Raw genomic sequence first — 19,164 nt, 5'->3', positions numbered from 1 at the left:
TCAGAGGTTGAACGAGAAGCCGCCGTTGACGGGATAGGTCTGACCGGTGATCCAGCCCGATGCGCTGGAGGCGAGGAACAGCACCATGGCTGCAATGTCCTCCGGCTGACCGACGCGGCGGATGACGTAGTTGGAGAGGACCTTCTTCATGTACTCCTCGTCCTTCAGGCGTGCCTCGATCGCGGGGGTGGCCACTGCAGAAATTGCCACCGTGTTGGCGGTGATGCCATAGCGGCCTACCCCTCGCGCCAGTCCGCGCATGAAACCTGCCGCTCCTGCCTTGGCTGCGGAATACGCCTCAAGGCCGCGCGCCTCGCCGGTGCGGCCGGCATCGGAAATGATGGTGATCACTCGTCCGCTGTTGCGCTCGATCATTCCAGGAATCGCAAGCCGGCAGCAGTTCATCACGCCGTCGAGGTTGACCGAAGTGAATCGCTTCCAATCCTCCGGTCCGCTTTCCCAGAAAGGCTTGTTGGCTCCCGTCGTGACTCCCGCATTGCCGGCGTTGTTCACCAGCACGTCCACGCGCCCGAAGGAGGCGGTCGCCTCCTCGAAGAACCGGCCGACACTCGCGAAGTCGGTGACGTCGCCCTGGACCGCGGTGGCCTGTCCACCTTGCTCAGTGATCTCGGCGGCGACCGACTTCGCGCGCTCCAGGTGGTAGTCGTTCACCACGACGGATGCACCATGCGCCGCGAGCAAGCGGGCGATACCGCGGCCAACGCCTTGGCCGCCGCCGGTGACCAGCGCGACTTTGTCGTCGAGCGTGAGTATGTCTTTATCCGTATTCATGAAAGGTCCTGTTTCGGTTTGTCGTGGAGATCAAATGGCTCGCTGGCGCCCTTGCCAGAACGGCGCCCGCAGTTCCCGCTTGAGCACCTTGCCCATGGTGTTGCGCGGAAGCTCGGAGACCACTTCGATGCGGCGTGGGCGTTTGTAAGAGGCCAGGTGCGCCGCGCATGCCGCGAGCAACTCCTCCTGGCTGGCGTAGGCTCCGGGCCGAAGTTCGCAGAACGCATGCACCTGTTCGCCGAACTCTTCGTCGGGAATGCCGATCGCTGCAGCGTCCAGTACTGCTGGATGCTTGCGCAATGCGGCCTCGATTTCGGCCGGATAGATGTTCACGCCGCCAGAGATGATCAAGTCCTTGACGCGGTCAGTGATGTACAGATATCCGTCTGCGTCCTGATGCCCAACGTCGCCTGTGCGGAAGTAGCCATCCTCATCGAGCACATCTGGGCCGAGGGGCGGCTCGTTGTGATAGGAGCGGATGGTGTGGGGCGATTTCACCCAGATCTCGCCAGTGGCTCCGGGGCCCAGCAGGCTACCGGCAGCGTCGCGCACGCGGATCGAGACGCCACCATGTGGCAGTCCGCAAGAGCCAGGCCGCGAGTAGTGCATCTCCGGCGTGAGTGCGCTGACCATCCCCACTTCAGTGACGCCGTAGCCCTCTTGCAGGCAACCTTTTGGGAACTTCGTCAGGATCCAGTCCTTCAGATCGGCTGGCACCGGGGAGCCACCGACGCTCAGGATGGAGATCGAAGAGACGTCGTACTTTGCGAGAGTTTCCGGCGGAAGCGCCGAGATGCGTTTCAGCATCGTCGGCACGGCCGTCCAGAGATCGATGCGGTGCTCCTGGATCAGCTTCAGAGTAGCTTCGGGATCAAAGCGTCGCATCAGCACGATCTTGTTTGCGCGGTGAATCGCTGCCCAGATCTGCGATGGTCCGGAGCCGTGGTGAACCGGCATGGTCACCAGTGCGACACCGTTATCGAAATTCCTGCGGTACTGCTGAAGACTCGCTTGGTACGCCTGCAACTCGGGACCTTCGTCTCGTGCTTGGTGCAGAACGCCTTTGGGTCGGCCGGTCGTTCCGGAGGTATAGATGATCAGCCCTGGCGGGCGCAGCGCCTTGATGGGAGGCCCCTCCTCCAGAAGCAGGTCCTGGAACATCTCCATGCCCGCGAAAGGAACGTCCACTGAGACGCAAAGCTTCAGCGCGAGCCCTGCCCACGCGGGAGAGAGCTGCGCAGGGTCCGCGTCGTCGCAGAAGAAGACCGAAGCGCCGCTGTTCTCCAACTGGTGTCGGCATTCGTCCACTGTCAGTCGCCAGTTCATGCCGACCATCGTGGCCCCAATCTTCGCGAGCGCGACGACGAGGATGACCCACTCGTGGCGGTTGTGCATCCGGCTAACGATCACGTCGGAAGCAGTGACGCCGCGTTTTAGGAGCGCATGCGCGAGACTGTTCCCGCGTTGCTCGAGCTCTTTCCAGGTCAGACTCGTGTCGCCGTCGACGACGGCGATCGCGCCGGGCCTTGATTCGGCCCAATCTTGTGGGAATGCAAGGGGTGCGGTGGTCATGTTCACCTCGGCGCCATGCGCAATGCGCCATCCAGGCGAATGGTTTCGCCGTTCAGCATCGGGTTGAGAATGATGTGCCCGGCCAGCAGCGCGTACTCGCTGCCATGTCCCAGGCGAGAAGGATTCGGAACGGATGCGGCGAGCGACTGCCGCACATCTGCGGCAACGCGCCCGAGCATTGGCGTATCGAATATTCCGGGCGCGATGGTGCAGACGCGGATCTTGCGGCCGGCCAAATCGCGCGCGGCCACCAGCGTCATTCCCACAACTCCCGCTTTCGACGACGCGTACGGGATCTGACCAATCTGGCCTTCGAACGCGGCGACCGATGCGGTGAGCACGCACACGCCGCGCTCCTCGCCGATGAGCTCGTTTCCAGACATCGCTTCAGCAGCGAGGCGCAACACGTTGAAAGACCCCACGAGGTTGGTCCGCACGATGGCTTCATAGGCTTCCAGCGAGCCTGCCTTGCCTTCTTTGTCGAGAATCCTGAGCGGTCCGCCGCGTCCAGCGCAATGCACAACGGCGCGCAAGGCACCGCGTTCGTTGGCGACTTCGAAGGCGCGCCGCATCGTGGCCTCGTCGGTGACGTCTGCGGGGCAGAATCGCGCACGCGGCCCAAGCCTTCCGGCAGTCGCCTTTCCCTCCGAAGACGGCAGGTCTACCAGAGTAACCTCCGCGCCCTGCGCCAGCAGGTGTTCTGTTGTCGCCAGGCCCAGGCCAGAGGCCCCGCCGGTAACGACACAACTGATTCCTTCGATGTTCATAGATGATTCCGTGGTGAAGGTAAAAACTAGAGGCGCTCGATGAGGGTCGCGTTCGCCGTGCCTCCGGCTTCGCACATCGCCTGCAGCCCATAGCGGCCTTTTGAACGCTCCAGCCCGTTGAGGAGCGTGGCGAAGAGGCGGGCACCGGAGGCTCCGAGCGGGTGCCCCAGCGCAATGGCCCCGCCATGTGGGTTCAGCCGCGCGCCGTCGACGCCGATCTCGTGCTGCCAGGCGAGTGGCACGCACGCGAAGGCCTCGTTGATTTCATAGTGGTCGATGTCCTCAGGCCTCAACCCCGCCTTGGCAAGCACCCGCCGCGTGGTGGTGATCGGAGCGGTGAGCATGAGAAGCGGATCGTCCCCGCGAACGTCGAACGCGAGAAAGCGGGCCCGAGGCTTCAGATTCAAACGGGTAGCCGTCTCCTCGCTCATGATCAGCGCCGCAGCTGCGCCGTCGGAGATTTGGGACGAATTGCCAGCCGTCACGCTCCAGTTGATCTGTGGAAAGCGGGATGCAAGTTGCTCGTCTTCAAAAGAGGGCTTGAGGCCGGCGAGGCTTTCCTCCGAGCTGCCGGCGCGGATGGTTTCGTCTCGACTCACGATGCCTTCGGGCGTCTCTATCGGGACGATTTCGTTGTCGAACCATCCGGCCTGTTGCGCGGCCGCGGCGCGCCGATGCGACTCGACTGCGTACTGATCCATTGCAGCGCGCGTCAGGTTCCATTTCGCCGCGACCAGTTCAGCCGAGACGCCCTGGCCAACCAAGCCCGGTGCAAAGCGCCGGTTCACGCCGTTCCCATACGGGTCCGCACCCTTGCGCGCGCTTCCCATCGGCACGCGACTCATCGACTCAACGCCGCCCGCCACCACGATGTCGCAGGCGCCGGACATGATGGACTGGGCAGCGAACGCGATTGCTTGCTGGCCTGAACCGCAGCGCCTGTCGATGGTCGCAGCAGGCACGTGTTCAGGGAATCCAGCGGCCAGCCAAGCGTTGCGTCCCGGAACGGCGGATTGCTCACCGACCTGGCTGACGCAGCCTATGAGCACATCGTCCACCGCCCCTGGGTCCAGATCGTTGCGTTTGATGAGCTGCAGCAAGACTTGCGCGAGCAGATCCGACGGGTGCAGGCTGGAGAGCGAACCCCCAGGCTTGCCTTTGCCTACTGGAGAGCGCACGACGTCGACGACGACAGCGTTGTGGAATTTCGGTTGCATACTGTTCCCAATCAAATGACGGCGGCTGCGCGCAGGGCGCGAATGTCCTCGGCTCCGTAGCCAATGGAGTCCAGAATTGCATCCGTGTGTTCGCCGCACCTCGGCGGTGGCGTACGGATCTGGCCAGGGTGCTCTGACAGGAATGCCGGCGCGCGGACGAGCGGAACTGGCTGAGGCGGATCGCCGTAGTCCATCACCTGAAACAGGTCGGCGGCACGGGATTGGGGGTGGTCGATGAGCTCGCTTGGCCGAAGCACGGGCCCGGCCGGAATTCGCGCTTCGGCCAGTTCGCTCAGAGCCTGTTGATTGGTGCGGGTGCTGCACCACTCCTGCATCCGCGCGCTGATCAGCGCGCCATGCGCCGCCCTGCTGTCGTCCGACGCGAGGCGCTCGTCGTGCAACCATTGCTCCTCGCCGATGAGCAAAGCCCAACGCCTGAACAGAGGCTGGCCCACGACTTGGCAGATGAGCCAGCCGTCCTTCGTCGCGAATATGTCGGCGGGCGCGGCGGCGAAGCTACGGTTGCCGACGGGCACGCGATCGTGCCCTTTGAGCATTGCCTCTGCGGCGAAAGAACTGCCCAGAAGGGCGGCCGATGCAAACAGCGAACTGTCGACAATCTGCCCGCGGCCAGTGCGCTCGCGTGCCATCAGAGCCATGGCCGTGCCATAGGCACAGTGCATTGCCGTGGTGAAGTCGCACCACAGCATCTGCGTGCGGGCCGGCCCTCCTTCTTCTCCGCTGAGGTAAACCCCTCCCGACATGGCCTGCCCCACCGAGTCGAAGGCGAGGTGGCCAGCCATCGGACCGGTGCGACCAAAGCCGGTGGCGAGGGTCAGGATGGTACGTGGGTTGATGGCGGAGATCGTTGGGAAATCAAGTCCCATCGCCGCCAACGTACCCTCCGGAACATTGGCTACCACCACGTCGCAGTTCAGCAATAGTCGCCGCACGATCTCGCGCCCCTCGGGCTTCATCGGGTCGAGCGTCATGGACTTCTTGTTCCGAGCCATTTGCAGGAACAGCGCGCCTTCCCCGTTCACGGCGGGGAGGAGGAAGCGGTCCTCGCTCCCACCGATCTTTTCGACGCGGATGACTTCCGCACCGAATTCAGCCAGAAGGGTGGCGCAGTACGGCCCCGCGACGTAACGCCCGAAATCCAGGACACGTACGTTGTCGAGGATGCCGCGAGGTGGCGTCGTTCGTTGGGGGTTCTCTTTCAACATACTCGCATGTTAACCAACAAGTTTGTTGGAGGGGATCGTGCAAGTACGATTGACAACGGGAGTAAATCTGCGTATTTACTTGTCGATTGACAAGCAAGTTCGAAGTAACATTTGCCCCATGAATTCACCAACGACGACGAACGAACCGCTTGATGTTCGCGAAAAGCGAACCCGGCGGCGCACCCAGGCGGAGAGGCGCGCTGAAGCCCAAAGCAAGCTCATAGACGCCGCGATCGCGCTGATCGCTGAGCGTGGTTTTCACGGTGCCAGCTTGGCAGAGATCGGCGACCGGGCGGGCTTCAGCCGGTCCATTGCAGCGCATCATTTCGGTGACAAGGAGGGTGTCCTCCGAGCCATCATCATTCGGGTGCGCGCGGATTTTCGAAGTATGGTCGATCGCTCTGGTGCGAACTTGGAGGGACTGGCGCGAATCCTGAAAACGGTGGATGAGTACCTGTCCACAAACCAGGAAAGAATGGTCCGCGGACGCGCCTTCTATTTCATGTTCATGCAGGCCTTGATGGCAGGAGGCGCGCTGCGAGAAGAGATGACGATGTTCACGGAAGAGACTCGATTGATCATCGAAACGCACATTCGTCGCGGGATCGAGTTGGGTGAGATTCGCCGCGACGTCATTCCCGACGCGCAAGCGATGGTCATCGTCGCCCTGATGCGGGGCATGATCGGCCAGTACGTCCTCATCGAAGGCCGCATGGATCTGGATTCAGTTCGTGCGCAATTGGTGGAAAGTGTGCGTCGGATGCTGGCTGTTCATTGAACGCGGCACGGCCGATTGGCAACGGCATGCTGGCAGGTCGCGAGCGAACTCTTGCTCGAGTCCGAGCAGCGCGCCTGCGTCGACTGCGCTTCATGCGCCGCGAACAAACTCGGTCAGGGACCCACTGCCGGCGAGCACCTGCTGCCCGACGATGCGATTCCAGTGGCTCTCGGAGCCGTGCGCGATGCGCATTGCATGCATCCGGCGCGTGAACAGCTGCAGGTCGTATTCTTCGGTGACCCCGATTGCGCCGTGCACGGCATGGGCCGTGTTGGCGACCGCGGGCGCTGCCTCGCTGGCGCGGGCCTTGGCCATTGCTGCGGCGAGGAGGCGCGGAACCCGGCCCGGCGACTGGTAGGCGGCTTCCGCGGCGATGCCGGCGGCGGCCACCAGTTCCGCCATCACGGCCAGCTGATGCTGGATCGCCTGGAACTTGCCGAGCGTTCGCCCGAACTGGCTGCGCTCGTTGCAGTACTGCAGCGTCATGTCGAACACACGCGTCATCGCGCCGGCCAGCATGGCCGCCTGCAAGGCAGCCGCGAACGGGGCGAGCGCGACGGCTTCGCGCGTCAGCCGTTCCGCGCCGCCTCCGTTGGCCCACTCCAGGGTCGCCGCCAGGCTGTGGGGGATGCCGGTGGGCACGCGGCGGGCCTCCTCGCAGGACAACAGGACCAGACGGTCGCCGTCAGCGGCAAGCACGTGCTGCGCGATGGCGCCGAACGGAACCAGCGGCGCGTGCACGCTGCCGTCAGTGCGGTGCAGCAGAGCAGGTGCCAGCGCCAATGGGCCGTCGGGCAACTGCACGCCGGCGGGGACAAGCGCACGTGCGGCGATGGCGTCGGCCAGCGGCAGCGGCACGGCGTAGCGGCCGAACTGGGCGACAACGGCGTACAGCTCGGGCAGCGGCAGGCCCGCGCCGCCCTCTTCCTCAGGTTGCATCAGGTTCAGGAAACCCGCGTCGGCGACCGCGCGCCACAGCGGCAACGGGTCGGCGCCACTTTCGATGGCACGCACCACGGTGGGCGTGCACTGGTCGCGCAGGATGTCGTCGATGGCTTCAGCAAACATGGTCGGCTCCTTATCGCAGGCCGAGACCGCGCGCAATCATGCCGCGCAGGATCTCTCGGGTGCCGCCCCGCAGAGAGAACGTGGGAGCCACATGGGCGAGGTACGTGGCTGCCTGCAGCAGGTCGGTATCAAGATCGGCGCGGGGGTCGTCCCCCAGTGCCGCTTGCACGATGACGGGAATTGACTGCTCGAAGGTAGTGCCGATGTCCTTCACCAGCGCCGCTTCGACGCTCGGGCTTTCGCCCTTGACCAGCTTGGTGGTCACGGCGATGGACATCGCACGCAGCGTAGCCAGGTGCGTGGCCAGCCGTCCGATCGTTTCGGCGTGGCGAGCCGCCTGCGGCGTGCCACGCAGGCAGGTGATCCAGTGTTCCAGCAGGATGACGCTTGAATAGATGCGCTCGGGACCGCTGCGCTCGAACGCGAGCTCGGCGTTCACCTGCGACCAGCCGCCGCCCTCCTCGCCCACGAGCGCATCGTCGGCAAGCATGACATTGTCGAAGAACACTTCGTTGAAGTGCTCGTCGCCAGCCAAGTCACGGATCGGGCGGATCGTGATGCCGGGCAGCTTCAGGTCCACGATGAACTGGGACAGGCCCTTCTGCCGGTCGGCCGGTTCGCCGGACGTGCGCACCAGCGCGATCATGTATTGGGAGTGGTGCGCGTTGGTGGTCCAGATCTTGCGGCCGTTCAGGCGCCAGCCGTCCGACTCGCGCACCGCGCGGCTGCCGACGCTGGCGAGGTCCGACCCGGCATTGGGTTCGCTCATGCCGATGCAGAAGAAGGCTTCGGCCGCGCAAATCTTCGGCAGGTAGAAGCTGCGCTGCGCCTCGGTGCCGAACCTGTTGATCAGCGGACCGCTCTGGCGGTCGGCGATCCAGTGTGCCCCCACGGGCGCGCCGGCCGCTAGCAGTTCCTCCACCAGCACAAAACGGGAGAACGCGTCCAGGCTCGCTCCCCCATATGCCTTGGGCAGGGTAACGCCCACCCAGCCGCGCTGCGACAGCTTGCGGCTGAAGCCGGCATCGAAGCCCATCCACGAACGGGCGCGCACCTGCGGCGCGGTCGGCGTCCACGCGGTGCGCAGGAATTCACGCACCTCGGCACGGAAGTCCTGTGCGGCCGGCGGGAGTTCCGCGTGGCGGAAGGCTGAGAGCAACTGGCTCATGGCAGCCTCACACGCCGATGGTATAGCCGCCGTTGGCTGACAGGTGCTGGCCTGTGACGTACGAGGCGGCGTCGGACAGCAGGAAACAGACCGGGCGCGCGACTTCGCGCGCTTCTGCCCAGCGACCCAGCGGGATCTGTTGCAGGTAGGTGTCGGCGAATTTTTCACTCCGGATCGTCTCCGTCATCGGGGTCTCGACCACGCCGAAGCCCACCGTGTTGACGCGCACGTTGTAGCGGGCCCATTCGCGCGCCGCGCACATCGTGAGGCCCAGCACGCCGGCCTTGGCCGCGCCGTAGTTGATCTGGCCGATTGTGCCGCGCCGCCCGGCGTCGGAAGAGACGTTGACGATCGAGCCGCCCGACATGTCGCCGGCCCGCGAGCGCGCCAGCATGTGGCGCCCCACGGCTTGCAGGAAATTGAACGAGCCTGTGAGGTGCACGTCCACCACCTGCTGCCATTGGTCCAGCGTCATCTTCTCGATCATCGCGGGCCGCGTGATGCCGGCGTTGTTCACCAGGCCGTGCACGGCACCGAAGCGAGCCACGCTCCGCTCGACCACCGCCTGCGCGAAGTCGTTGTCGGCCACGCTGCCGGCCAGCGCGAGTACGCGGTCGCCGCCCGCCTGCGCGGCGAAGGCCTGCACGCCGTCGGCATTGAGGTCGATCGCGGTCACGGTGCCGCCCAGCTCCAGCACCAGTTCTCCAAGGGCGCGGCCGATGCCCTGCGCCGCGCCTGTCACCACGATGTTCCTGCCCTGAAGGCTCGATGCTTGTTCGGTCATGACTTGCTTTCTCTGTGTTTTCAAAGGGTGTCTTCGGTGCCGAGGACCAGGGTCGCCTGGCTGGACAACTCGCCGCCGTTGCCGTGCGCCAGCGCCAGCCGTGCATCCGCGACCTGCCGCTCGCCCGCCAATCCCATCAGCTGCTGCGTGGCTTCCACCATGGTGAAGAGGCCGTACATGCCGGGGTGCACGCACGACAGGCCGCCGCCGTTGGTGTTGACCGGCAGCTCGCCGCCCGGTGCGATGCGACCGCCTTCGACAAAGGAGCCGCCTTCGCCCTTGCCGCAGAAACCCAGGTCCTCGAGGAAGAGGATGGTGTTGATGGTGAAGGCGTCGTACAGCTCGACGACGTCTATGTCAGACGGATTGACGCCGGCCTGGGCGAAGGCGCGGGCCCCGGAATGCACGGCCGCCGTGGTCGTCAGATCGGGCATCGAGGTGATGTCGCGGTGGTCGGTGGCGGCCGCGGCACCGAGCAGGTAGACCGGCCGCCGCGCAAGGTCCCGCGCCCGATCGGCACTCACCATCACCACCGCGGCGGCGCCGTCGGTCACCAGGCAGCAGTCGCGCACGCCAAGCGGATCGCACACCATGCGCGACTTGAGGTAGTCCTCCATCGTCAGCGGCTCGCGCATGAAGGCGTCGGGATTGCGCTGCGCCCACTGGCGCGCGGCAATCGCCACCGCGCCGAGCTGCTCGCGCCGGAGGCCGTATTCGTGCATGTAGCGCGAGGTCGCCAGCGCGTAGGCACCGGCCGGGCGCATCAGCTTGTAGGGTGCTTCGTAGGCCGTGGGGCGCATGGCGCTCACGAGGCCGCCGGAAGCGGTGCGCTGGTTGCTGCCATAGGCGATGAGGGCCACGTCGCATTGCCCGGCCTCGATGGCCAGCGCGGCCCACATCGCGTGGGTGAGGAACGCCGAGCCGCCGGTGCGGTTGTTCTCGGTGATGCGTGGCTGGATGCCCAGGTACTCGGCGAAGGTCAGGCCGGACAGGAAGTCGTCCGGCAGGCCGATGAACAGCCCGTCGACATCACCGGGCGCGAGGCCGACCTGATCGAGCGCGCGCAGGCTGGCGCTCACCGCGAGGTCCATCGAGCTCAGGCCCGGCGATTCGCCCATGCCGTAGGTGCTGGCGCCGACGATCGCGGTGCGGCCGCGGGGGAAGCGGTCCTTCGTCATGCTGCGACCCCCACCACCTCGAACAGCAGGATCGGCTTGTCGTCCTGGCTGCCGATGCGCGATTGCACCGCCATGCCGATGCGCACGGCTTCGGGCTCGATGCCTTCCACGCGACACATCACGCGCGGTCCCTCTTCGAGGTCGACCAGCACCACGTTGTAGGGCTGCTGCGGCGGCTTGGGGCGCACGACGGTCGTGGCGTGGACCGTGCCGCGGCCGCTCGCTGCCACCCACTCGAGGTCGCGGGCGCCGGTCACCGGCTCGGCGACACGCGGATGAAAGTAGAAGCGTCCGCTGCTGCGCGAACGCTGCAGCATGAAGCGGCCCTGCACGAGGTGCGCGAAATACTCTTGTTCGGGATGCATGTGGCTCTTGTCCTTCGCAGATCAGGTCCGGGGCTTGGCGGTGTCCGCCCACTGGTACAGCGCTGGCTCCTTGGCCAGGAAACGGCGGACGGCCTCCTGGTGAAAGTCGCTCTCACGGCACATGGCCTGCGCCATGGCTTCCTGCGCATAGACGCTGCGCCGGTCCGACTCGAAGGCGTGGTTCATCACGCCCTTGACCAGGCCCAGCGCCTCGGTCGGCGCCGTGTGGAAGCGCTCGGCGAAGTCCAGCGCCGCCTGGCGCAGGTCCCCCGGCACCACCTGCTGCGCCAGGCCGATGGCCAACGCCTCGTCGGCATCGACGACGCGCGCGCTGAAGACCATGTCCTTGGCACGCGCCAGTCCGACGGCGCGCGGCAGCAGGTACATGGCGCCCATGTCGGGCACGTAGCCCAGGCGGGCGAAGACGCTGCAGAACTTGGCGCGCGGCGAAGCGATCACGAAGTCGGCCGCCAGGGCCATCGAAAGGCCGGCGCCGAAGGCCACGCCGTCGACCGCCGCGATCACGGGTTTTTCGAGGTCCACCAGTTCGTCGAACCAGCGGTGGATCTTGCGAATGCGCTCGCGGCCTTCGAAGACGTCGCGCTTGCCGTCGCCCGACGCCAGCGACTTGACATCGCCACCAGCGCAGAAGTGACCGCCGGCGCCGGCGATCACGACCGCGCGCACCGACGGGTCGTCGCGGATTTCGGCGACGGCCTGCTCGAAGGCCGATCGCAGCTCGAGGCTCAGTGCATTGCGTTGCTCGGGGCGGTTCATCGTCAGCACCGCGGTGCCGCCCAGGCGTTCCACAAGGAGGATGGACATGAATGGTGCCTCGTTCAATACCGCAGCTGCATCAGCCACTGCGCGACCATCGCGGGGCGCTCGGCATCTTCGCCCTGCACCTTGACGTTCCAGAAGCAGCGGATCTCGTCCGGCTTCAGGTCTTCCACCTTCGCCAGCTCGAAGCTGCCGACCAGCCGCGTGCCGCAGGGCACCGGGCTCGTGAAGCGCACCTTGTCGAAGCCGTAGTTCAAGGCCAGCTTCCGGTTCGGGAAGTCGAAGCAGCGGTGATACCACCCCGTGACCAGCGACAGCGTGAGCAGCCCGTGCGCGATGGTGGTCTTGAAGGGCGACTCGAGCGCTGCGCGTTGCGGGTCGACATGGATCCATTGCCGGTCGTGCGTGACGTCGGCGAAGGCATCGATCATGGCTTGATCGACCACGATGGCTTCCCCGCTCACGGCCGGCTCGCCGACGAAGGCCTTCAGCGCGGCGATGGAATCGAATGATTTTCTGCGCATCAGTCGGCCTTCACGCCCAGGGACTTGGCCACCGGGATCCACTTGGCGCGCTCGTCGGCGATGAACTTGCCGAAGACTTCCGGCGAGCCGGGCATCGGCACCGCGCCGATGTTGCGGAGCTTCTCGATCAGCTCCGGCTTCTTGAGCGCTTCGTTGATCGCGGCATTGAGTTCCTTGACCACGGACGCAGGCGTCCTGGCGGGCGCGACCACGCCGAACCAGGCGCTGGCCTCGGCGTTGGCGAAGCCCGCCTCCTTGAGCGTCGGCACGTCTGGCAGCTGGGGAAAGCGAGCGATGTCGAGAAGCGCCAGCGGCACGATCTTGCCCGCCTTGGCCTGCTGCATCGACGAGGGCAGTGCGTCGAACATGATGTCGACGTTGCCGCCCATCATGCTGGTGATGGCGGGCGCGCTGCCGCTGAACGGGATGTGCGTGACCTTGAAGCCCATCAGGGTGGACGCCGCTTCGCCGGCCAGGTGCGTGATGTTGCCGCTGCTGGCGCTGCCCATGGTGAGCTTGCCCGGCTCCTTCTTCCCCTGCGCGATGAGGGCGTTGATATCCTTCGCCCCGAGGTTCTGGCGCGTCACCAGCAGCAGCGGCGACTTGCCCATGCCCGAGACGGGCACGAAGGATTTCTCGGGATCGTAGGGCATCGTGGCATAGAGCGCCTGGTTGATGACCAGCGGCGCGTTGGAGCCGACGAAGAAGGTCTTGCCGTCGGGTTCGGCGCGCGCGACGATTTCGCCCGCGATCATCCCAGCGGCGCCGCCCTTGTTGTCGATGATGATCGGCGTGCCCAGCACCAGCGAGGTCTCGTGCGCCACCAGCCGCGTGATCTGGTCGGCGGCACCGCCCGCCGGGTAGGGCACCACGAACTTGATCGGCGGCTTCTGCGCCAGAGCGGGCGTGACGACCGCGGCCAGGGCCAGCGCGGCCAGTGAACGACGAGTGATTGAAATGCGCATGCGCTATGTCTCCGGAAGTTGATCGGGAATGGGCGGCCGGCTCAGACCACGCCCTTGGCCCGCAGCTCGGCGATCCGTGTCGCCGACAGGCCCAGGCGCTCTTGCAGGACGGCCTCGTTGTGTTCGCCGAGCAAGGGCGCGGACCTGGCGTAGCGGATCGGCGTGTCGGAAAGGCGGATCGGATTGGCGACGCTCGGCACCTGCACGCCGGCGCCGTGCGGCAGCGTCAGCTGCATCTCGCGGTGGCGCACCTGCGGATCCTCGAACACCTGCTTCATGTTGTGGATCGGGCCGCAGGGCACGTTGTTGGCCTCCAGCAGGACGACCCACTCCTCCATCGTCTTCGCCAGCATCGCTTCGGCGATCAGGGGAATCAGGTCCTTGCGGTTGCGATTGCGCTGAGGTCCGGTGGCGAAGGCCGGATCGACGGCAAGGTGCTCGCGGCCGATCACGCGGCAAAAGGCGGCGTACTGGCCGTCGTTGCCGACGGCGATGATGATGTTGCCTTCCTTGCAGCCGAACACCTGGTAGGGGACCATGTTCGAGTGGGCGTTGCCCATGCGCTGCGGGATTTTTCCCGAGAGAAAGTAGTTAATCGCCTGGTAGGAGTTGATCGTGACGATGCAGTCCAGCAGCGACATGTCGATGTACTGGCCTTCGCCGCTGATGTGACGGTGCTCCAGCGCCGCCAGGATGGCCGTCGTCGCGTACATGCCGGTCAGCAGGTCGCTGATCGCGATGCCGCTCTTCATCGGCGCGGCGCCGGGTTCGCCGTCGGGCACGCCGGTGATGCTCATGAGGCCGCCCATGCCCTGGAAGACGTAGTCGTAGCCCGGCAGTGCCGCATAGGGGCCGTCCTGGCCGAAGCCGGTGACCGAGCAATAGACGATGCCGGGATTGATCTTGCGCAGGTCTTCGTAGGCGAGGCCGTAGCGCGCGAGGGTGCCGACCTTGTAGTTCTCGACCACCACATCGGCATCCGCGGCCAGCTGGCGAATGATCTCCTGCCCTTCGGGGGTCGCGAGGTCGACCGTCACCGACTGCTTGCCGCGATTGGCGCTCAAGAAGTAGGAAGAGTCGCGCGTTTCCTTACCGTCGGCGTCCTTGAGGAAGGGCGGGCCCCAGGCGCGCGTGTCGTCGCCCACGCGCGGACGCTCGATCTTGATGACCTCGGCTCCCATGTCGGCGAGGTTCTGGGTGGCCCAGGGACCCGCGAGGATCCGTGTGAGGTCGAGCACCTTGAGGTGGCCCAGCGCTGTTTTCATGGTGTCTCCGTGTTCATGCCGTGGCGGCAAGAATAGAAGCGGTGAGATTTTTTCTCCAATATTTAATCGATGGCTTCCGATACATGAACGGTATTGCCACTGGCGCACACGCCGGCGGGATTTTGAGATTCCACCTAAACTTGTCGATACTCAGTCGGTATCGATTCAAAGGCTTTTACTATTGGACATTCGCTGGCTCGGTCCTTAATCTCGGCCTTCCACCGAACAACCAAAGCCGCGATGTCCTCCTTCCTCCTCTATGAACAGCAAGGCCCCGTCGTCACGCTGACGATGAACGAGCCCGCGCGGCGCAATCCGCTGACCGGCAACACCGCGGTGGCCGACTTCCTCGACGCCATCGAGCGCATCCATGGCGACCGCGGCGTGCGCGCCGTGATCCTCACGGGCGCCGGCACCGCGTTCTCGTCCGGCGGCGATATCAAGGACATGGAGCGCCAGTCGTCGGGCGCCGTCGGCGGCATGCAGATACGCCACGAATACCGTACGGGCATCCAGCGGCTGCCGCTCGCGCTCTTCAATCTCGAGGTACCGGTGATCGCCGCAGTCAACGGCGCGGCCATCGGTGCCGGCATGGACCTCGCGTGCATGTGCGACATTCGCATCGCTTCCGAGCATGCGAAGTTCGCCGAGAGCTTCGTCAAGCTGGGCATCATCCCCGGCGACGGCGGCGCCTGGCTTCTGCCGCGACTGATTGGCCTCTCGCGGGCCAGCGAACTGTCGTTCACGGGCGATGTGATCGGCGCCCAGCAGGCGCTGGACTGGGGCCTGGTCTCTCGCGTCGTGCCTTCGGACAAGCTGCTGGATTCGGCCAACGAGTTGGCCGGGCGCATCGCAGCCAATCCGCCCCATGCGGTGCGCCTGACCAAGCGACTTCTGCGCGAAGCCATGCATTCGCGGCTCGATACACTTCTGGAGATGGCAGCGTCGTTCCAGGCGTTGTCGCACCAGACCGACGACCACCGCGAAGCGGTCTCGGCCTTCCTCGAGAAGCGCACGCCCGTCTTCAAGGGATGACGCCGTGGGCGCCTTGCCGACGTTGGCGGCAGGGGCTGACGTGCCGCTCGGCTATGCATGGTGGCAACACCATAACCCCACCATGGACCTGCGCCGAATCCGTCATTTTGTCGTCCTTGCCGAGACCTTGAACTTCCGCCGCGCGGCCGAGAAGCTGCACATGGCGCAGCCGCCTTTGACAGTCTCAATCCAGAAATTGGAGGCGGAACTCGGCACCAAACTGTTCGACCGCGGCGCGAGCGGCGTGTCGCTCACACCCACAGGCCGCACGGTGCTCGTCGAAGCACGAAAATTGCTGTTCCATGGCAGCCAGCTGGGGGTTATAGCGCGCAGCGCCCTCGAAGGCACTGGCGGCACATTGCACGTGGGTTTCGTCGGTACGACCACCTACGGCATGCTTCAGAAAGTCGTGCCGCGATTTCGCGCGGAATATCCCGGTGTCGAGTTGGTGCTGCATGAGGCCACGTCGGTGTCGATCCTGCAACAGCTGGAGGATCATGGCCTGGACGTTGGCCTGGTGCGCACGCCCTTGTTGCGCAACACGTCCGCCACCCTTGTGCCGCTTGAACGCGACGAGTTCATCGTTGCATTGCCCCGCGGTCACGCTCTCGCCTGCAAGGGGCCATTGCACCTGCGCGAGTTGGCCAACGAATCCTTCGTGATGTACGGCGCAGGCGCCGCCGCCGGCCTTCACAGCGCCGCCATGCTGGCGTGCCAAAGCGCGGGCTTCATTCCACGCGTCGCACAACAAGGCGTGCAGGTTCAGACGTTGCTGGCGTTGGTGGAGAGCGGCCTCGGCATCGCCCTCGTGCCCTCGGTGATGCAGCGCTACGCCAGCGACAAGATCGAGTACCGTCCACTGCTTGAGCTGCCAGATGGCGCTTCTGTTGGGCTTGCATTGGCGTACATGGCAGAGACTGAGAGCCCTGCCGCGGCGCGGTTTCGCACCGCCGCGCTTGACGCCTGCAGGGCCTAGCGGCGGTCAAGTCCCGCACTCGTAGATCGTCGGAGTTACCTGAGCGCACTTTTTGTCTCCCGCACGCTGAGTTCGACTTTACCTGAGGACTCAAATTCGTTCCGAGCAATCAACAACTATTCGGATGGAAGTATCGAGTTCTAGGGAGATGCTGATCAATGAGCAGCGCTGTTGGACCTGTGGACATCACAACGCGAGGCGCTCGCGATACTGGTCGACTTCGCGCCATGAGGTCTGCTCGCCAGGCGTTTCGAGCCTCTCTCGAGGCCACTTTCGGTGTTCAAGACGCACCTCGGGCATGAGCGACCAGCAACGACCTCTTGGCGATGACGAGGTTTGCCAGCCCGAACAGGCTGAACAGCTGAGCCTCGTTCTTGGCAAGGCCTTTGTAGCGGGCCTTCTTGTGACGGAACAGGTTCTTGATCACATGGAACGGGTGCTCGACCTTGGCCCGGATGCTCGCCTTCAGCTGCTCGGCCTTCTCGAGCAGCCGCGCCCACTTGCGCGTCGGGTCCAATTGCCGGCGCTTGCCCGGCTGCATCGCCACGTGCCACTGCGGGCCCTGCGCTTCTTCGCGTTTGTCGACACCCCGATAGCCAGCATCGCCGAAGGCCACCATCTCCTCGCCGTGCAGCAGCGCGCCGGCTTGCGTGACGTCGTGGACGTTGGCCGCCGTGGCGACCACCGTGTGCACGAGACCCGACCCGGCATCCACACCGACATGGGCCTTCATGCCGAAGTGCCAAGCGTTGCCCTTCTTGGTCTGGTGCATCTCGGGATCGCGCGTGTTGCCCTCGTTCTTGGTCGAACTGGGCGCCGCGATAATGGTCGCGTCCACGATGGTGCCCGCTCGCATCAGAAGCCCTTGCTCGGCAAGGTGGGCGTTGATCTCCTCGAACAGCGCCTTGGTGAGGTCGTTGTCCAGCAGCAGTCGTCTGAACTTCAGCAGCGTGGTGGCGTCGGGCACCGACTCGCGCGACAGGTCGATGCCCACGAAGTCGCGCAGCGCCTGGCTGTCGTACAGCGCATCTTCCAGCGCCTCGTCGGCCAGGCCGTACCACTGTTACTGAGATGGACCCGACGCCACCTTTTCGGCGTCACACTGAAGGCCCACCCTAGCTCTAATTGGAGGCCAACATGCAGATCGATGTTCTCGGGATCGACCTCGCCAAGCGTGTGTTCCAGCTCCACGGCGTGACAAGCAGTGGCATGGCGGTTCATCGCTCCAAGGTCAGCCGTCCAAGCTTGTTGCAGGCCATCGAGCGCCTGAGCCCGCGAATGGTTGTGATGGAGGCGTGCGCCTCGGCCCATCATTGGGCGCGCCTGCTGTTGGCCAGGAGCATCACGGTCAAGCTGATCAGCCCCCAGTTCGTCGCGCCGTTCGTGAAGACCAACAAGAACGACCGAAATGACGCCGAGGGCATCGTCGAGGCTGCGCGTCGGCCGGCCATGCGATTCGTCGCCATCAAGAGTATTGAGCAGCAGGACATTCAAGCGCTCCATCGCTTGCGCGAGCTGTATGTTCACCAACGGACCGCAGTCATCAACCACGTGCGTGCCGCCCTGGCGGAACGTGGCTTTGTTATCAGCAAGTCGCCGGCGGCCTTCCATCGGGCGATGCCCGCGGTGTTGGCCTCACAGGATGGCGAGATCACAGCAGACTGCCGTGGCCTGCTGCTCGACGCGTTGCAGCACCTCCAGAGTATCGAGCAGCGCATTGACGATGCCGACGCGCGAGTCAAGCAGTTGATGAAGCACAGCGAGCTGTGCCGACGGCTCGGGCAGATCGAAGGAGTTGGGCCGCTCACCGCCACGGCCGTCGTCGCCGCGGTTGGCGATGCCAGCGCCTTCAAGAACGGCAGGCACATGGCTGCGTGGCTGGGCCTTGTGCCCCGGCAGCGCTCATCGGGCGGTCGCTCGCGCCTCTATGGCATCAGCAAACGCGGTGACGCATACCTGCGGACGCTGCTGATCCACGGAGCAAGATCGGTTCTTCGATGGCTGGGCGACAAGCAAGATGCTCAAAGCCGATGGCTGCGTGCCTTGATTGATCGCCGCGGGTACAACTGCGCAGCGGTCGCTCTTGCAAACAAGAACGCACGCGTCATCCAAGCGGTGCTCAGCAGCGAGCGCGCCTACCGACCAGCGGTCGCGGGCTAATACACAGATCAATCACCTATCCCGCCTTCTGTCAGTTGGAGAGGGTCACACGACAAGGAGAACCAATCCATCCCAGGTTTGCAAAGTCCAACCAAGTGATGACGAACCGGTCAGACCAGCATCTCAAGACCCTGAACTGCCTCCCGGCTGAGCCTCCCTCTCGAGCCGAACTGTTGCTAAGGACGGGATGCGCGAATCTCATCGAGGCTGCGGGCATGCTGAGAGCTTGCCCAACAAGCGAGCCGTATACATGTGCGCAGACCATCTTCCGATTCACAGGGCTTGCAAAAGGCGTCGGGTCCATACATGGAGGCAGTACATGCGCAGCATCCTTGGAACGCCGATCGGCTGGCGGCCGACGCGCCCGCTCGTCGGGTACAGCGGCTCGATCACGGCAATCAAGCGCGCCCACGGCACGACGCGCTCCATGTCGGCCAGAAACTTCTCGCGCCGCGTGCGCTTCTTCTTCATCGCGTACTCGGCACTGGCAAAGCTGCGTTGGTTCATCTCTGTGGTGCTGTGATTTGCGGTGTCTTCACGCATG

The 19,164-nt window shown here is 64.9% G+C and carries 18 protein-coding genes and 2 pseudogenes; 4 read left to right on the top strand and 16 right to left on the bottom strand.

Annotated features, from left to right (window positions below; translation table 11 throughout):
* From ACMGEZ_RS23900 to ACMGEZ_RS23880, 5 genes are read right to left on the bottom strand one after another with little or no spacing between them, the layout of a single operon-like run.
* Positions 1-792 (bottom strand): SDR family NAD(P)-dependent oxidoreductase, encoded by a 792-nt coding sequence (locus ACMGEZ_RS23900; protein WP_436824768.1) that lies wholly within the window; start codon positions 790-792, stop codon positions 1-3.
* A gap of 30 nt (positions 793-822) precedes the next feature.
* On the bottom strand, positions 823-2,364 hold the full coding sequence (locus ACMGEZ_RS23895) for a class I adenylate-forming enzyme family protein (RefSeq protein WP_436824767.1): 1,542 nt from the start codon (positions 2,362-2,364) through the stop codon (positions 823-825).
* Positions 2,365-2,366: 2 nt separating this feature from the next.
* The gene (locus tag ACMGEZ_RS23890; RefSeq protein WP_436824766.1) at positions 2,367-3,131 is read right to left on the bottom strand and encodes an SDR family NAD(P)-dependent oxidoreductase; all 765 of its coding nucleotides are present in this window, start codon (positions 3,129-3,131) and stop codon (positions 2,367-2,369) included.
* A 26-nt stretch (positions 3,132-3,157) separates the two neighbouring features.
* Complete coding sequence (locus ACMGEZ_RS23885) at positions 3,158-4,348, bottom strand: thiolase family protein (protein ID WP_436824765.1); 1,191 nt, start codon at positions 4,346-4,348, stop codon at positions 3,158-3,160.
* A gap of 11 nt (positions 4,349-4,359) precedes the next feature.
* Positions 4,360-5,574, bottom strand: coding sequence for a CaiB/BaiF CoA transferase family protein (locus ACMGEZ_RS23880; protein ID WP_436824764.1), 1,215 nt, complete (start codon positions 5,572-5,574; stop codon positions 4,360-4,362).
* A 118-nt stretch (positions 5,575-5,692) separates the two neighbouring features.
* On the opposite strand from ACMGEZ_RS23880, the gene ACMGEZ_RS23875 reads away from it, so the two are divergent.
* On the top strand, positions 5,693-6,352 hold the full coding sequence (locus ACMGEZ_RS23875) for a TetR/AcrR family transcriptional regulator (protein WP_436824763.1): 660 nt from the start codon (positions 5,693-5,695) through the stop codon (positions 6,350-6,352).
* A gap of 90 nt (positions 6,353-6,442) precedes the next feature.
* On the opposite strand, the gene ACMGEZ_RS23870 is transcribed toward ACMGEZ_RS23875, so the two are convergent.
* From ACMGEZ_RS23870 to ACMGEZ_RS23830, 9 genes are read right to left on the bottom strand one after another with little or no spacing between them, the layout of a single operon-like run.
* The gene (locus tag ACMGEZ_RS23870; protein ID WP_436824762.1) at positions 6,443-7,420 is read right to left on the bottom strand and encodes an acyl-CoA dehydrogenase family protein; all 978 of its coding nucleotides are present in this window, start codon (positions 7,418-7,420) and stop codon (positions 6,443-6,445) included.
* A 10-nt stretch (positions 7,421-7,430) separates the two neighbouring features.
* The gene (locus tag ACMGEZ_RS23865; RefSeq protein WP_436824761.1) at positions 7,431-8,588 is read right to left on the bottom strand and encodes an acyl-CoA dehydrogenase family protein; all 1,158 of its coding nucleotides are present in this window, start codon (positions 8,586-8,588) and stop codon (positions 7,431-7,433) included.
* A 7-nt stretch (positions 8,589-8,595) separates the two neighbouring features.
* Positions 8,596-9,372: an SDR family NAD(P)-dependent oxidoreductase gene (locus ACMGEZ_RS23860; protein ID WP_436824760.1), complete on the bottom strand. Its 777-nt coding sequence runs from the start codon at positions 9,370-9,372 to the stop codon at positions 8,596-8,598.
* Positions 9,373-9,392: 20 nt separating this feature from the next.
* Positions 9,393-10,550 (bottom strand): thiolase family protein, encoded by a 1,158-nt coding sequence (locus ACMGEZ_RS23855; protein ID WP_436824759.1) that lies wholly within the window; start codon positions 10,548-10,550, stop codon positions 9,393-9,395.
* Positions 10,547-10,915, bottom strand: a complete 369-nt coding sequence (locus ACMGEZ_RS23850; protein ID WP_436824758.1) for a Zn-ribbon domain-containing OB-fold protein — start codon at positions 10,913-10,915, stop codon at positions 10,547-10,549. The genes ACMGEZ_RS23855 and ACMGEZ_RS23850 overlap by 4 nt, the downstream gene beginning before the upstream one ends.
* Positions 10,916-10,936: 21 nt before the next feature.
* Positions 10,937-11,740, bottom strand: coding sequence for an enoyl-CoA hydratase/isomerase family protein (locus ACMGEZ_RS23845; RefSeq protein WP_436824757.1), 804 nt, complete (start codon positions 11,738-11,740; stop codon positions 10,937-10,939).
* 14 nt (positions 11,741-11,754) lie between these two features.
* A complete protein-coding gene (locus ACMGEZ_RS23840) occupies positions 11,755-12,219 on the bottom strand; it encodes a MaoC family dehydratase (RefSeq protein ID WP_436824756.1) in 465 nt (154 codons plus the stop codon).
* Complete coding sequence (locus ACMGEZ_RS23835; protein ID WP_436824755.1) at positions 12,219-13,184, bottom strand: Bug family tripartite tricarboxylate transporter substrate binding protein; 966 nt, start codon at positions 13,182-13,184, stop codon at positions 12,219-12,221. Before ACMGEZ_RS23835 ends, ACMGEZ_RS23840 begins: the two co-directional genes overlap by 1 nt.
* A gap of 41 nt (positions 13,185-13,225) precedes the next feature.
* Positions 13,226-14,449 carry a CaiB/BaiF CoA transferase family protein gene (locus ACMGEZ_RS23830; protein WP_436824754.1) on the bottom strand — a complete coding sequence of 408 codons (1,224 nt, stop codon included), beginning with the start codon at positions 14,447-14,449 and terminating at the stop codon, positions 13,226-13,228.
* Positions 14,450-14,689: 240 nt separating this feature from the next.
* On the opposite strand from ACMGEZ_RS23830, the gene ACMGEZ_RS23825 reads away from it, so the two are divergent.
* Both ACMGEZ_RS23825 and ACMGEZ_RS23820 read left to right on the top strand, forming a co-directional pair.
* Positions 14,690-15,484 carry a crotonase/enoyl-CoA hydratase family protein gene (locus tag ACMGEZ_RS23825; RefSeq protein ID WP_436824753.1) on the top strand — a complete coding sequence of 265 codons (795 nt, stop codon included), beginning with the start codon at positions 14,690-14,692 and terminating at the stop codon, positions 15,482-15,484.
* Positions 15,485-15,566: 82 nt separating this feature from the next.
* Positions 15,567-16,460 (top strand): LysR family transcriptional regulator, encoded by an 894-nt coding sequence (locus tag ACMGEZ_RS23820; RefSeq protein WP_436824752.1) that lies wholly within the window; start codon positions 15,567-15,569, stop codon positions 16,458-16,460.
* Between the two features lie 280 nt (positions 16,461-16,740).
* On the opposite strand, the pseudogene ACMGEZ_RS23815 reads toward ACMGEZ_RS23820, so the two are convergent.
* Positions 16,741-17,523: pseudogene (locus ACMGEZ_RS23815) on the bottom strand (IS5 family transposase); the annotation flags it as partial.
* Between the two features lie 74 nt (positions 17,524-17,597).
* Between ACMGEZ_RS23815 and ACMGEZ_RS23810 the strand changes: the two are divergent.
* Complete coding sequence (locus ACMGEZ_RS23810; RefSeq protein ID WP_436824751.1) at positions 17,598-18,620, top strand: IS110 family RNA-guided transposase; 1,023 nt, start codon at positions 17,598-17,600, stop codon at positions 18,618-18,620.
* A 300-nt stretch (positions 18,621-18,920) separates the two neighbouring features.
* Here the strand turns inward: ACMGEZ_RS23810 and ACMGEZ_RS23805 are convergent.
* Positions 18,921-19,127: pseudogene (locus ACMGEZ_RS23805) on the bottom strand (transposase); the annotation flags it as partial.
* Positions 19,128-19,164 lie beyond the last annotated feature (37 nt).

It is taken from the genome of Variovorax stachyos (assembly GCF_051400855.1).
Taxonomy (GTDB): Bacteria; Pseudomonadota; Gammaproteobacteria; order Burkholderiales; family Burkholderiaceae_C; genus Variovorax.
The sequence above is the reverse complement of the archived record's forward strand: the minus strand, read 5'-3'. Positions and strand labels throughout refer to the sequence as shown.

Bases quoted from the DNA above. Each gene is read 5' to 3' on its own strand.
- ACMGEZ_RS23890 (WP_436824766.1), bottom strand. From the start codon at position 3,131: ATGAACATCGAAGGAATCAGTTGTGTCGTTACCGGCGGGGCCTCTGGC.
- ACMGEZ_RS23860 (WP_436824760.1), bottom strand. From the start codon at position 9,372: ATGACCGAACAAGCATCGAGCCTTCAGGGCAGGAACATCGTGGTGACA.
- ACMGEZ_RS23820 (WP_436824752.1), top strand. From the start codon at position 15,567: ATGGACCTGCGCCGAATCCGTCATTTTGTCGTCCTTGCCGAGACCTTG.
- ACMGEZ_RS23840 (WP_436824756.1), bottom strand. From the start codon at position 12,219: ATGCGCAGAAAATCATTCGATTCCATCGCCGCGCTGAAGGCCTTCGTC.
- ACMGEZ_RS23875 (WP_436824763.1), top strand. From the start codon at position 5,693: ATGAATTCACCAACGACGACGAACGAACCGCTTGATGTTCGCGAAAAG.
- ACMGEZ_RS23855 (WP_436824759.1), bottom strand. From the start codon at position 10,550: ATGACGAAGGACCGCTTCCCCCGCGGCCGCACCGCGATCGTCGGCGCC.
- ACMGEZ_RS23825 (WP_436824753.1), top strand. From the start codon at position 14,690: ATGTCCTCCTTCCTCCTCTATGAACAGCAAGGCCCCGTCGTCACGCTG.
- ACMGEZ_RS23810 (WP_436824751.1), top strand. From the start codon at position 17,598: ATGCAGATCGATGTTCTCGGGATCGACCTCGCCAAGCGTGTGTTCCAG.
- ACMGEZ_RS23850 (WP_436824758.1), bottom strand. From the start codon at position 10,915: ATGCATCCCGAACAAGAGTATTTCGCGCACCTCGTGCAGGGCCGCTTC.
- ACMGEZ_RS23870 (WP_436824762.1), bottom strand. From the start codon at position 7,420: ATGTTTGCTGAAGCCATCGACGACATCCTGCGCGACCAGTGCACGCCC.
- ACMGEZ_RS23865 (WP_436824761.1), bottom strand. From the start codon at position 8,588: ATGAGCCAGTTGCTCTCAGCCTTCCGCCACGCGGAACTCCCGCCGGCC.
- ACMGEZ_RS23880 (WP_436824764.1), bottom strand. From the start codon at position 5,574: ATGTTGAAAGAGAACCCCCAACGAACGACGCCACCTCGCGGCATCCTC.
- ACMGEZ_RS23835 (WP_436824755.1), bottom strand. From the start codon at position 13,184: ATGCGCATTTCAATCACTCGTCGTTCACTGGCCGCGCTGGCCCTGGCC.
- ACMGEZ_RS23830 (WP_436824754.1), bottom strand. From the start codon at position 14,449: ATGAAAACAGCGCTGGGCCACCTCAAGGTGCTCGACCTCACACGGATC.
- ACMGEZ_RS23885 (WP_436824765.1), bottom strand. From the start codon at position 4,348: ATGCAACCGAAATTCCACAACGCTGTCGTCGTCGACGTCGTGCGCTCT.
- ACMGEZ_RS23900 (WP_436824768.1), bottom strand. From the start codon at position 792: ATGAATACGGATAAAGACATACTCACGCTCGACGACAAAGTCGCGCTG.
- ACMGEZ_RS23895 (WP_436824767.1), bottom strand. From the start codon at position 2,364: ATGACCACCGCACCCCTTGCATTCCCACAAGATTGGGCCGAATCAAGG.
- ACMGEZ_RS23845 (WP_436824757.1), bottom strand. From the start codon at position 11,740: ATGTCCATCCTCCTTGTGGAACGCCTGGGCGGCACCGCGGTGCTGACG.